Annotated in this window: 9 protein-coding genes; 6 read left to right on the top strand and 3 right to left on the bottom strand. The window is 49.2% G+C overall.

The window, feature by feature from the left end; translation table 11 throughout:
• Positions 1–257: 257 nt before the first annotated feature.
• The gene (locus NNO08_RS10305) at positions 258–2,858 is read left to right on the top strand and encodes an autotransporter domain-containing protein (protein ID WP_271456666.1); all 2,601 of its coding nucleotides are present in this window, start codon (positions 258–260) and stop codon (positions 2,856–2,858) included.
• 165 nt (positions 2,859–3,023) lie between these two features.
• On the opposite strand, the gene misL is transcribed toward NNO08_RS10305, so the two are convergent.
• Complete coding sequence (gene misL, locus NNO08_RS10300) at positions 3,024–5,804, bottom strand: intestinal colonization autotransporter adhesin MisL (protein ID WP_271456665.1); 2,781 nt, start codon at positions 5,802–5,804, stop codon at positions 3,024–3,026.
• Between the two features lie 74 nt (positions 5,805–5,878).
• Complete coding sequence (locus NNO08_RS10295; RefSeq protein WP_271456664.1) at positions 5,879–6,496, bottom strand: helix-turn-helix transcriptional regulator; 618 nt, start codon at positions 6,494–6,496, stop codon at positions 5,879–5,881.
• A gap of 575 nt (positions 6,497–7,071) precedes the next feature.
• Between NNO08_RS10295 and NNO08_RS10290 the strand changes: the two genes are divergently transcribed.
• From NNO08_RS10290 to NNO08_RS10280, 3 genes are all read left to right on the top strand, one after another.
• Complete coding sequence (locus tag NNO08_RS10290) at positions 7,072–7,860, top strand: winged helix-turn-helix domain-containing protein (RefSeq protein ID WP_271456663.1); 789 nt, start codon at positions 7,072–7,074, stop codon at positions 7,858–7,860.
• Positions 7,844–8,308 (top strand): hypothetical protein, encoded by a 465-nt coding sequence (locus NNO08_RS10285; protein ID WP_271442793.1) that lies wholly within the window; start codon positions 7,844–7,846, stop codon positions 8,306–8,308. Before NNO08_RS10290 ends, NNO08_RS10285 begins: the two co-directional genes overlap by 17 nt.
• Positions 8,309–8,652: 344 nt before the next feature.
• Positions 8,653–10,149: a C69 family dipeptidase gene (locus NNO08_RS10280; RefSeq protein ID WP_271455775.1), complete on the top strand. Its 1,497-nt coding sequence runs from the start codon at positions 8,653–8,655 to the stop codon at positions 10,147–10,149.
• Between the two features lie 36 nt (positions 10,150–10,185).
• On the opposite strand, the gene NNO08_RS10275 is transcribed toward NNO08_RS10280, so the two are convergent.
• Positions 10,186–11,088, bottom strand: a complete 903-nt coding sequence (locus NNO08_RS10275) for a LysR family transcriptional regulator (protein WP_271456662.1) — start codon at positions 11,086–11,088, stop codon at positions 10,186–10,188.
• Between the two features lie 104 nt (positions 11,089–11,192).
• On the opposite strand from NNO08_RS10275, the gene NNO08_RS10270 reads away from it, so the two are divergent.
• Positions 11,193–12,200 (top strand): zinc-binding alcohol dehydrogenase family protein, encoded by a 1,008-nt coding sequence (locus tag NNO08_RS10270; protein WP_271449767.1) that lies wholly within the window; start codon positions 11,193–11,195, stop codon positions 12,198–12,200.
• Positions 12,201–12,216: 16 nt separating this feature from the next.
• Positions 12,217–12,507: a putative quinol monooxygenase gene (locus tag NNO08_RS10265; protein WP_271449771.1), complete on the top strand. Its 291-nt coding sequence runs from the start codon at positions 12,217–12,219 to the stop codon at positions 12,505–12,507.
• Positions 12,508–12,511: the final 4 nt, after the last annotated feature.

The following is a 12,511-nucleotide window of genomic DNA, read 5'->3' as shown; positions in this document are numbered from 1 at the left end:
GTTACAGATAGTTTTGATTTATTTGCATGATGAATAATTTCTTTGCTGTTCAAAAAACAGCCACATCAATTTACCTCATCAATGTATATGGCTGAGAATTAACTTTAATTTGTTTGTTTTATGATGAACATCAATTAATTAAGGGTTAATACAATGTTTCAAATCGCATCGTTAAGACTATTCTCAATTCATACTCACTACGAGACTATCTCCTTTATCAATTTATTCATCAGAATAATTATCCTGGAGAGCTTCAAATGCGCCATAAGTCTCGTCGTACCTTGCTATCACAATGTATCATTTTATCCCTGACCTCTATTTCTGGTTATGCGTTAGCTGATTCGTCAATGGCCAGCAGTGGTAGTGATCCTGTGGTTAGTGGTTTGACTCAATATTCAACATCGGGTTATCACTATAACAGCGATACCACTGATGCAGTCATGACCGGAGGGCAAAGTAAGACTAATATTTACCTGACTGATAACTCCAGAAATAGCAACGGCCATCGGGGTGACAATGATACTCAATCATTGACAGTCAATGGTACGAATATGGACGGCTATTACATTCAGGCATATGATGGTGGAACAGCAAATATTACTCTAGAAAATGGTACGACTGCCGATATGATTGAGGCAGGTGGCCACGACGTCAGTACAAACGTTAATATTACCGTTGATAACTCAACATTAGCGGGTGAAAACAACGCCGACGATGCTAATTATATTAAGAACGATAAAAGCTACATGGGTGGCGCATCCATTTTCGCTGACTCTGGTTCAACTGAAGGCTCAAACGATATCGCGGTAGAAAACGGTAGCCAGCTGGGTGGTGCCATTTATAGCGTAACCGGGGGGAACAATACTATTGATGTCTCTGGTGGCAGTACCGTAAACGGTGCAATTTATGCGTTCAATAATACTACTTCTGGTCGCAACAACATTACGGTAGATGGCAGTACTGTTACTGTTGATGCAAACAATAGTACATTGCAGGGCTACTTCGAAGGTACTGCAGAGAATAACTATGCCGACAGCGTTTATGCAGGCAATAAAGACGCAGCAGAGATTAATGCGTCCCTTCAAGGACAGACCATTGCAATGGGTGTTTATGGGACACAGGCCTCCAATATTGCTCTAAATAATAGTACCGTAACCGGTTCTATTGCTGTTATTGGTGATAATTACTCCACAGCCTCCACAGCCCAGATCTCTCTGGATGGTAGCATCCTGAATGGCAGTATCAATTCCGCAGATGAAAACAGCACTACCGTTCAATTGAACGCTTCCACTGTAAACGGCAACATCACTACCGGCGCGGGTGATGATACGGTGACATTAACCAACAAATCGACAGTGACGGGTGATGTTGACGGTGGCGCAGGTACCGATACTCTTTCTATGGATGCTGACAGTTCTATTAACGGGACAATTAGCAATTTCGAAACCATCAATACGACAGACAACAACAATATCGATATTACTAGCACCGATAGCGCCACCTGGAATATTCAGAATGGTTCTACATTACAGTCAGACACCACGGGCAGCAATGTACAGGTCAATATGACTTCTGACAGCCATGTTGATTTTGGTGAAGTTGACGGCACCAATGACAGCCTGACGGTGACCAGTATTGCTCCGTCCAGCGCAAGCCAGCAAGATGAGACGATTGCGACCTTCACGACCACCTCTGGTAACGCTGATAATCCTGACAGTGCCGTTGAAGCCCAGTTCAGCAATGGTAAACAGCAGGTCGAAAGCCGTAGCGGTGCGTACAACTACGACAACTCTCTGACTATTGAGCAAGCAGCACAGCTGAAGAGCGCCCGTCTTACCGCGCCTGCCGGAACGGCCTATAACGTCCAGCTCGACAGCTCTCGTGGGGAACTGGCCAGCGACGTACAGGGCGCGATTGCCGGTCTGGATGCTGCTAAACAAGCGGGCCGCATGGTGACCGACGACCTGGCTAACCGTCTGGATCAGGTACACCTGCAAAGCCTGTACGGCCACGTTGCAGACGGCGCGCAGATCTGGGGCGACTTCCTGTACCAGAATGGCGATTACAGCGATGACGTCGACTACAAAGACATCACCCAGGGCGTACAGGGCGGTGTTGACTGGACGTCTCGAATGGCAAACGGTGACAGCTTGACCGGAGGTATCGCGCTGGCCTGGACCCGCAGTCGCGACCAGAATAACAACGGCAGCTCAAACAGCTTTAACAATACCGTGTACGGCAACTACTACAGCGTGTACGGCGGCTGGCAGCAGGCGTTGCACGACAACCTGTGGAGCATGTTCGTTGATGGTAGCTTCAGCTACGGCGATATGCGCTACAACATGTCTGCCAGCAACGTCAAAGATAACACCAGCGGCATGACCGAAGCGCTGAGCGGCTCTTCTGACGGCAACCTGTACACCACTCAGGTTCGTACTGGTGTGAACGTACTGCTACCGGGCGATACCGTCCTTCAGCCATATGCTACCCTGGGCTGGGATAAGGCCGATGAAAACAGCTTCTCCGATCAGGAAGTCACCTTCGGCGACAACCAGGTTTCCGAATGGAATACCAGCGTCGGTATGCGCGTTACGACAAAACTGGCCGACCTCAACAAAAACGTCGAGCTGTACCCATGGGTGGATGCCCGTTACCAGACTGAGTTCAGCGATAATACCGATATTACTGCAGCGGATTATCACAACAGCGACGGTAACAACATGTCGATGGGGATCTTCGGTGCTGGTATCAACACCACCATCGGTAAAGATTTCTCACTCAACACCGGAGTGTACTTCGGTACGGGTGATGTAGATAACGATGCCAGCGTTCAGGCCGGTATCAGTTACCACTTCTAATCTATCCAGGAGTTTATTGCTCCTTTCGGCGGATGAACGAGTAAGCGTGACTTGCACGTTCACCTTGTGCCGGATGGCGCTTGCGCTTATCCGGCCTACAATTCGCGCAAAAAATAAAGCCGCCGATCGGTTAATCAGCGGCTTTTTCTTTTATCAGCAATGACGTCAGAAGTTATATTTCACACCCAGCATACCGCGGGTATCGCTGTAGCCTTTGTCACCAACCTGTTGGGCCACGTTGCTCCACACGTTGAGGCGCGGGGTGATTTGGCCTTCAACACCCACTTTCAGCTCACCAATGTTCCTGGTACCGCGCATATCGCTGCTCACATCGTCCATTTTCACACTGGTCGTCTGCGTATTATGGATCCAATTGGCTTCCACGAACGGCTGGAACTCACGAGATTTACCGTCATCGATGGCGTTATGGCCGTTGATATAGGCCTTCACACCCAGACGGGTCATCAGGTTACCATTAGTATTGTCCTTCACGCGGGTACCGTTCGCTTCGCGGTGATTGTCGGCCTGCACGTCCATCCACACCACCTGCGCTTTTGGTTGCAGCCAGTAGCTATTGCGCTCACTTTCGCCCAGCTTGAAGCTATAACCGGCCTCGACCGAAGCGGTTATTCCGCTGGATTTATATTTCTCCGTCGCCTGCTCCTGTCCCATCACTTTGTTATCAAACCAGTTGTACAGCGCCCAGGTATCCACATAGGTACCTGACTTGTCAGCCTCATTGGCATACCAGGTACCGTACAGTCCCACACTGTAGCCAGTAACCTGACCACGCGAATAGTAGCCGGTCAGGCTGGACTGCGTACGGCTCTGGCTGTTGGCATAACCGGCCATCGCGCCAATGTGCCAGCGATCAAGACCATCACTACTCCACTGTGCCAGGTCACCCCCCAACTGCATCACATAGCTGTTACTTTGGGTTTTTAGCTGCCCGCTACTCTCTTTGAAACGGGTATGGGCACCAACGTTACGCAGCCACAAACTGGTGACTTTTTTCTCGCCCGTCAGCATGTCGGTGTACTGTGTTTCGCCCAGGCGATCGTGCAATCGGGTCATAAACAGCGTGTTAGCGGCATAGTTGTTCGCCAGATAGCTACCCGCTTCCGGGCGGTACTGCTGCTCTGTAACAGGAGGTGCAACAGGTTCTTCCGGTTCAGGAATAATCGGGTCCACAGGATCGACCGGGTCTGGGTCAACAGGATCAGGGTCATGCGGATCGACGGGGTCCGGGTCTTCCGGCTCCGGCGGAGCAGGAATAAAACTGGTCAGATACCAGTTGTTACCCTTCTGCACCACGTTATAGTCGTATGCGCCAGCAACAATACGACCCGCCTTCTCAAAGGTAGCGTCAGAATTGCCCGCAACGTCGATTATCTCAATACCTTCAACGGTTTGCGCCCCGGCCCCACCAATGTTGTTTACTGCCACAAAAGCATTGCCTGTGGTGTTGCCAAGCACCTTCAACTTATCGGTTTCAGAGGTATCGTCATTCAAAACTGTGTTGAAAACCAGCTTACCGCCGTTCCCGGTGAAATCTTCATTAATAGTAAGCGTCTGCCACGGCTCACCGTCAGCATGGCCAAAGTTCACGACTGCTCCACCGTTCAGCGTCAGGTCAGTAAGCGTTGAGCTGTTGGTCATGTTCCAGGTCGCGTCGCTCATTTTAAGCGAGATAACGCCCGTCCCGGCAGTGGCGCTGGTGATGTATGACGCGCCTTCCCACAGCGAGTTATCGGTCATATTGAGCGTAATGGTACTGTTTTGCTGTGGCAGGCTGCTGGTTGCGGCAGTCGCGCCGGCGGCGTGAATATCGCCGTCGATAAGAAAACGTCCGCCAGCAGAACCATCCACAATGCCACCCGTTTCGGTGCTGATGGCATAGCTTTCGTTGCTGTTGTCGCCCGCCATGGTAATGGCGGCACCGCCTGCGAGGTTTATCGCGCCGCGTGAAGCTGCATACAGGCCGCGCGGGGCTTTGCTGTATGACGCCGCTTTCGCCGAATTGTTGACGTTGATTGTTGCATTTTCGCCGAGATTCACGGTCGCGTTGGTGGAATAGACCGCGTGTGCACTAACGCCGTTGACCGTAATCGTCGCGTTATTGCCCAGTTCCGTTTTCGACGATGAGGCGGCATAAATCCCAGTGGAGGAAGCACCCGACGTCTCGATGGTGGCGTCATTGCCAAGCAGGATCGAGGAACCGCTCTGCCCGGTGCGAAGACCTTCTGAACTGTCACCTGTCGTCACAATGTGTGCCCGGTCGCCGACCACAATGGTATTTTTGGCCTCCGTTACGTCTTTCATCGCGTTTGCTGTGATACCACGTCCCTGGGAACCGGTGGTTTGAATATACAGATCGTCGCCGACGTAAATGCTGGCCGAGCCTTTCCACCCCTGACTATAGGAGTTGTAACCGGCGTTAATACCGTCACCATCCTGACCGTCGACATAAATGCTGGTACGATCCCCGGTGATGATAAAGACCGGGTTATCCGGCGTATTGGCCCCGTGTGTGCGGATACCGTCAACTTCTTTACCATTATTGGCGGCATTCTTCGACTGCGTGCGAATCGTCAGGTCGTCACCGAAAATAACGCCCGGACTACCCGTTGTACTGTTCTGAATAACGGTAATAGAGTGCTCAAAAGCTTCAGCGCCGGGTCCATTAATCGTTAATCCATTGCCATAAACGGGAATAGTGCCCGCACTCCATTGATAAACATAATTCGGCATGGCGCTGGTTTTTGCGAAATTCACATTTGCCTGAGCTGGGATTATAGCCTGCAATTCCGGGGGTAGACTGCTCACCAGCCCGCTAGAAGGAAGACTATCAACGTCAACCCAGGCGGCATGGGTTGAAAATATCATTGAGGCCAACGCGGCTGATACCGATATGGCAATACGTGAGTAATTCCTGGGGTTTAGCATAATAGCCTCCTGCTTTTGGGCGTAGAGCGTCCGTCACATCGCCATGATGTGAAAATAATAAAATGAAAATAGATTTATAAAATATTAGAAAGAATTTTATGAATACTTAGACCGAGCTTATCTTCAAGCCGAAGTTTATATACATATATTCTTTTAACATCTATATTGTCTATCTTGGTTATTTGCTGAATACTAATACCTGAAACAAATCGCTTGAGTAATATCATTTCCGTGTAGTTTAGTGAGCGTCCGCGTTTGCTATTGGCGAGATGGCCAGTGAACAGTCGGCGGATTTTCTGGTTCTGGACATCCTCATCATCGTCAGAATAAATAATACCTTGTATTTTATTACTTTTTGCAAGCCAGTAATTGGCTAGCGGCGTCAGGATCCTGTCAGATATCAGAACGATATGCATACCACTTTGCGTCAGGCGATCCACCCAGTGCGGATCGGCAAACAGGCGCAAATTCGGGAATGAAAAATCAATAAAAATAAACCCATGAGATAAATAGTTCTGATTATTAAGCAGGAGTTTTTCGATAATTCCTGTTTTCAGAAAACGATTTCCCTCTGGCCAGATTGCAAAGGCGGCACGGTGACAGTACTGTGCCCGTACCGCAGCATCCGGAAATAATTGACAGGATAATTCACAGCTTATGCAACGAACACTCTGTAGCGGTTTTATCTTCATCAACGATGACCCCTGCTATTTTTCCCTAAATATTTCATTGGTAAATAAATGTGTCAATCCAACACATTGTGAGTTCCATGTCAGTTAATAACAGTGAGTCATTAGAAATGTTATAAACTCCTGATGAGTAAATTAACATTGGCTATAAATAACATGATACAGCGTAGTATTCCGACGTTTTATATCGGATTATTCGCCAGTTCATTAGGATTTTTATGCATAAACCCGGACTATAGGATAAATCCGAATATAGCACTATTTGCTAAAATACAACCTTAATGAACGATACTTATTAATAACACAATTCTGATAACTCAATCACCCATGTGATGCTGGGGATAAATATAATTGTCATTCAGATAAAACTGTAATGAATTCTTATTATTTCACCTTAGCTAATTCTCACCTAAGAAATAATATCGATAACTATTTGTATTTAAAGGGTTTTAATGATTAACAAAAAATTCTTATCCTCGATCATGTACAAAGATAGAGGCGCGCTATCAATTTGCATGTAGTATTAAAAGGTGCACTACAGCACCCCGTGGTACGTTACGTGACAGAGGGCCGGGCAATTGTACCTTATCAATCAGTTGGTCGAATTCAATCCTGATAACAAAAGTCTGGTCAACCGGCAGACCGGGCATGCAATTCAACTGCAACTTCCTGCCTCGCTGTGTTTTCTCTATTTAATTACTCACGCGAGTGACATTGTTTCTCAGAACACGCTGATAAAAGTAGGCTGGGGAGAGAGAAATAATGTCACGACGACCAATACCCTCTACCAGGCTATTCTGACACTACGTAATGCATTGGCGGATGTCGGGTTGCCCCGTGATACGGTGAAAACTATTTCCCGCCGCGGACTTACATTGAATGAAAATACGCAGGTAGAGACAATTACGCTTTCTCCTGGTGATGTTTCTTTGTCAGCCAGTATTCCAGGACATAACGACCCTGAGGTAATACTCCCCCCGGCACAAACAACGCTGGTCGCCTGGTGGAATCTTTTATTTACCGCCAGCGCGGTTATCGTCATCCTGATTATCTGGCTGGTGTGGTATCAGACGCGCCCGGCCATGCCGTTTAACAATTTTGTGTCCATCTCTATGCAGATTCCATCGCGTCAGAACTGCAAAATTTATTATTCACCAAATGAGCAAGATCACGAGGGCTATTTCAGCCTGATGCAGTTACATCCCGAGCTCTGTGAAAAAAACAAACATGTGTTTCTTACCGGTTACCGTAAAACAGAAAGAGTAGTGGCATTTGTATGCGATAAAGATGCGCGGGTAGATGCTCGCGCATTTTGTACCACCCATTACTACTGGATGCACGAGACAAGAAATGAAAAAAACACGTAATCGGACCCTGCTCGTAGCCGTGCTGGTCGTGATGTTCGGTTCAGGTGCCTGGTTATGGCATTCGCGGTATGCTGACCAGCCACTGAATTGTGTGGGAAACGTTGAATGGAATATTGGCAACAAGCGTTTTACCGGCACAGTATCGTTTCGCATGCGCAATGATGAAGGGCTGGCGACCATCACCGGAAAGTTATATGGGCATAACACCACGGATATCAGCAGAAACATTTATTTTAGCTATACCCGGCAGCACGATGCGCGATTACTGCAGGCGATGCAGGTCGTAAAAACCTTCGCTGACACAGCAGATGAGGCCGATATCAACAATACTCTGCCAGGGTTTTATCGCCAGACCGGACGGAGTCTGAGCCTGGTGATGGAGGAGTATAAAGGCGCATGGATTTTTGCAAGTTCAAGTGTTCCCTCACTGTACTGCCGCAAAAAGTAACATCAGATTCAGATACAAAAAATACAGTTTCTCCGTGGTGATGCATATTTGTCATCATTGACTTACGAGACATGTGTCACTGAATCCACCAATAACCCATTGCTATTCTTTCCCCCGAATCAGGAAACCTCCTGAATACCTTGATATTCATTGCGTAATAATTAAGCGAAATGGACGCGTTATTTCGTCCCGAAGACTTCAACAGACCAATGGATATTTGGAGAAAACGTGGGCAGGGACGTTTATCTCTCCGGCGAGCAATGTCTGACCATTCAGACGTTATCGCATTTCAGGAAACAATGTGTTTCCGATGTATTTATGGCGCACTTATTGAGGGATATTTAATGTTTACGTTTAAAAAGTGCCTGATTGCACTTTCTATTAACCTGGCCGTCGTTTCATCGGGTTTTGCCTGTACAACCCTGCTGGTTGGCAATGAAGCATCAGCAGATGGATCGATGTTGGTTGCCCGTAGTGCCGACAGTGATGCCCTGAAAGCTCAACATTTTGTCATTCATCCGGCCAAAAAGAATCAGACCGGTGTTTACAGCACCAAAGCGCATAATGGCGCAAATGATTTTACCTGGCCCCTGCCGAAAAACTCCCTGCGTTATACCACCGTTCCTAACTGGAAAACCCAACTGCACGGCGCAACCGGGTTTAACGAACTGGGTGTTGGCGTAAGCGGTACAGAATCTATTTTTGCCTCGCCAAAAGCACTGGCAGTCGATCCGTACGTTGAGGATAAAGGGATCACCGAAGACGATATCCCGGACATTCTGCTGTCACAGAGTAAAACCGCACGGGAAGCCGTAGCACTGCTCGGCCATATCGTTGAAACCGCCGGTGCAGGTGAAGGCTTTGGGGTCGCCGTCGTGGATGATAACGAAATCTGGTATCTGGAGACCGGTAGCGGCCACCAGTGGATGGCGCAGCGTCTGCCCAACAATCAGTACTTTGCTACCGGTAATCAGGGACGTTTACAGGATTATGATCCTAAAAACCCGGACATGATGGCATCGAAAAACCTGGTTGAGTTCGCCACTGAAAAAGGTCTTTACGATCAGGCAAAAGATGGCAAATTCAACTTCTCCAAAGTCTATACCCGTGATGATGAACGCGACCGTAACTATAACGATCCCCGTGTCTGGACCATCCAGAAAGAGTTCAATCCTTCTGTAAAACAGGATATGGCTAACGGTCGTGAATTCCCGGTCTTCATGACGCCAGAGAAGAAAATGACGCTGGATGATGTGAAGGCGGTACTGCGTAATCACTATGAAGGCACCAGCCATGACCCCTACACCAACGGCCTGAACGGTAAAGAGCCGTGGCGCCCTGTCAGCGTGTTCCGTACCTACGAGGCACACGTCATGCAGGTACGTCCGTGGTTGCCAAAAGAGATTGGTGAAACGACTTATATCGGTTTGGGTATGGCCGATCTCACCGCTTTCGTTCCGTACTACAGCGGTCTGAAAGCCTATCCGGCCAACTATACGATGGGTACAGATAAGGCGGACGATCAGTCTATTTACTGGAAATATCGTAAATTGCAGACGCTGACGATGACCGATTATCCGAAGCTCGCGCCAATCGTTAAAAAAGCCTACAAAGCGTGGGAAGATAAAGTTGCGAAGGAGCAAAAAGAGGTCGAAGCAGAATATTTGAAGATGGCGAAAACTGATAAGCCTGCTGCGGATAAGATGCTGAATGACTTCAACTTGCGCATCATGGCCGATGCTGAGAAGCTGACGGAAGACCTGACCAATCAGCTGTTCACCCTCCGCACCAAAGACATTCAGTCTGATATTTTCTTTGCTAACGCCGCGAAGAAAGACTGAGTCACGACGCGATAATAGGCTGGCGCAAAGCGCGTATTAGCGTTGCGCCAGCATTTCACACCGCGCCTTTACCGCCTCGTGCAACAGGCGCACCGCCGTTGAAAGCTGCTTCCGATGCGGGCATATCATATTCAGTGGGACTTTTTCTCCCTGATAATCCGGCATCAGCAGTTGTAATCGACCGTCACGCACATCTTCACTCACATCCAGCCACGACTTGTACGCTATCCCCTCGCCGGCAATCGCCAGTCGGCGGATCACTTCAGCATCGTCGCTCATAATGGTGCCGTTGACTTGCACACTGCTCACCTCACCGTTGCGCGTAAACGTCCAGCGATCATGCAGCCGCCCACGCAATACAAAGGTCATGGCATTCAGTTGTGCTAAATCATCCGGACATTGCGGCTCACCGTTTTGCAAAACCCACTCCGGAGAAGCCACCAGCACACGTCGGTTGCCCGATGCAACGGGCAGCGCGATGTAAGACGCATCTTCTGTATTGCCGTAGCGAAACGCGACATCGACGGGGTCTTTAAAGACATCCGTGACCTGGTCGGAGAAAAAGATCCGCAGACGCAGCGCAGGATAACGGCGTCGAAATGACTGAAAAACCGGCAGCAACAAATTCCGCCCGAGATCGGAAGGAACGGCTATTTGCAGCGTGCCTGAAATTTCATCTTCCGGCGTCTGGATTTTTTGTAACCCGGCATGCATCACATCCAACATCTGGCGGGCATAGGGCAACCAAACCTCGCCTTCCGGCGTCAGCCGCAGACTGCGTGTGGAACGGGCAAACAAGCGGATGGTGAGCGTGGATTCCAGACGCTTGATGGCAGAACTGACCTGAGCGGGCTGGACGCCAGCTTCGCGTGCGGCATCGCTAAAACTATTCAGCGCCGCGGCGCGGACAAACAACGTGAGATCTTCAAGCCGGAACATTTTCACTCCCCGAGTATAAGTCCTGTCGCCGTAGGGCTATTTTTCCCGTTCTGTTGCCGGTTTACCATCGAATTATTCAACTGATTCCTGTAACCGGAGAGACCATGAAAGCCATCGCCATTACCCGCGCCGCAACCCACGGCAACAACATTGAATTTTTACACGAGATAGAGCTGCCTGTTCCGGTCGCCACTGGGCATGACCTGCTGGTTGAAGTGAAAGCAATTTCCGTCAATCCAGTCGATACCAAAGTTCGCGAAGGTTTCAATGCGGACGTGCCGCGCGTGCTGGGCTGGGACGCTGTGGGTGTCGTGAAATCCGTCGGTGAAGCGGTGACATTATTCTCACCAGGTGATGAAGTCTGGTATGCCGGTGCGCTGGGTCGCGCCGGGAGTAACAGCGAATTTCAACTGGTTGATGAGCGCATTACCGCGCTGAAGCCGCAATCACTGGATAACGCATCTGCCGCAGCCCTGCCGCTGACCGCGATTACCGCATGGGAAATGCTGTTCGATCGCCTCGGCGTAGAGGAAGGTGGCAATGAGAATGATGTTTTATTGATTGTTGGCGCTGCTGGCGGCGTCGGCTCCATTTTGACTCAACTGGCCAGTAAGCTGACGAAAATGACCGTGATCGGCACAGCATCACGCGCGGAAAGCCAGAAATGGGTCCGTGAAGCGGGTGCGCACCATGTGATTGATCACAGTAAACCGTTAACGGATGAGCTGGCGCGGATAGGAATCAAGGAGGTAACACACGTTGCCAGCCTGAATAATACCGAGCAGCACTACCAGCAAATCATTGATGCACTGGCTCCGCAGGGAAAACTGGCGTTGATCGATGATCCGCAAACGCTGGATGCACGTCCGCTAAAAGCCAAAAGTATTTCGCTGCACTGGGAATTTATGTTCACCCGTTCGATGTTCACCACCCACGACATCATTGCACAGCACCAGTTATTAACGCGTGTAGCAAAGCTTATCGACAGCAACGTGATCCGCACGACACTGGGCAAACATTTTGGCGCTATCACGGCGGAAAATGTGCAAAAAGCGCATGCACAAATTGAAACGGGTCGTTCAGTTGGCAAGATTGTGTTGGAGGGGTTTTAGAATGTCAGATGCTGAAATTATTTCCATTATTGCGGTACTGAAAGCCAAACCAGGGAAAACCAACGCACTAAAACAGGCGTTAAAAGCGCTGTTACTCCCCACTCGTCGGGAGCCGGGAAATATTGAGTATGACCTGTTCCAGTTGCGCGACACACCGGATGTTTTTTACGTGCGTGAGTCCTGGCGCGGTCAGGCCGGTTTGGACGACCATATCGCCCTGCCACACTTTCAATCATTCATTCTGCAAATGAATGACCTTCTGGCTGAACCGTTACGGCTGGATTATCTGACCCCGATTGAGCCGTAATATT

The organism is Citrobacter sp. Igbk 17, from assembly GCF_028069775.1.
GTDB lineage: Bacteria > Pseudomonadota > Gammaproteobacteria > Enterobacterales > Enterobacteriaceae > Citrobacter.
The sequence above is the reverse complement of the archived record's forward strand: the minus strand, read 5'-3'. Positions and strand labels throughout refer to the sequence as shown.

Bases quoted from the DNA above. Each gene is read 5' to 3' on its own strand.
- misL (WP_271456665.1), bottom strand. From the start codon at position 5,804: ATGCTAAACCCCAGGAATTACTCACGTATTGCCATATCGGTATCAGCC.
- NNO08_RS10285 (WP_271442793.1), top strand. From the start codon at position 7,844: ATGAAAAAAACACGTAATCGGACCCTGCTCGTAGCCGTGCTGGTCGTG.
- NNO08_RS10275 (WP_271456662.1), bottom strand. From the start codon at position 11,088: ATGTTCCGGCTTGAAGATCTCACGTTGTTTGTCCGCGCCGCGGCGCTG.
- NNO08_RS10270 (WP_271449767.1), top strand. From the start codon at position 11,193: ATGAAAGCCATCGCCATTACCCGCGCCGCAACCCACGGCAACAACATT.
- NNO08_RS10305 (WP_271456666.1), top strand. From the start codon at position 258: ATGCGCCATAAGTCTCGTCGTACCTTGCTATCACAATGTATCATTTTA.
- NNO08_RS10280 (WP_271455775.1), top strand. From the start codon at position 8,653: ATGTTTACGTTTAAAAAGTGCCTGATTGCACTTTCTATTAACCTGGCC.
- NNO08_RS10295 (WP_271456664.1), bottom strand. From the start codon at position 6,496: ATGAAGATAAAACCGCTACAGAGTGTTCGTTGCATAAGCTGTGAATTA.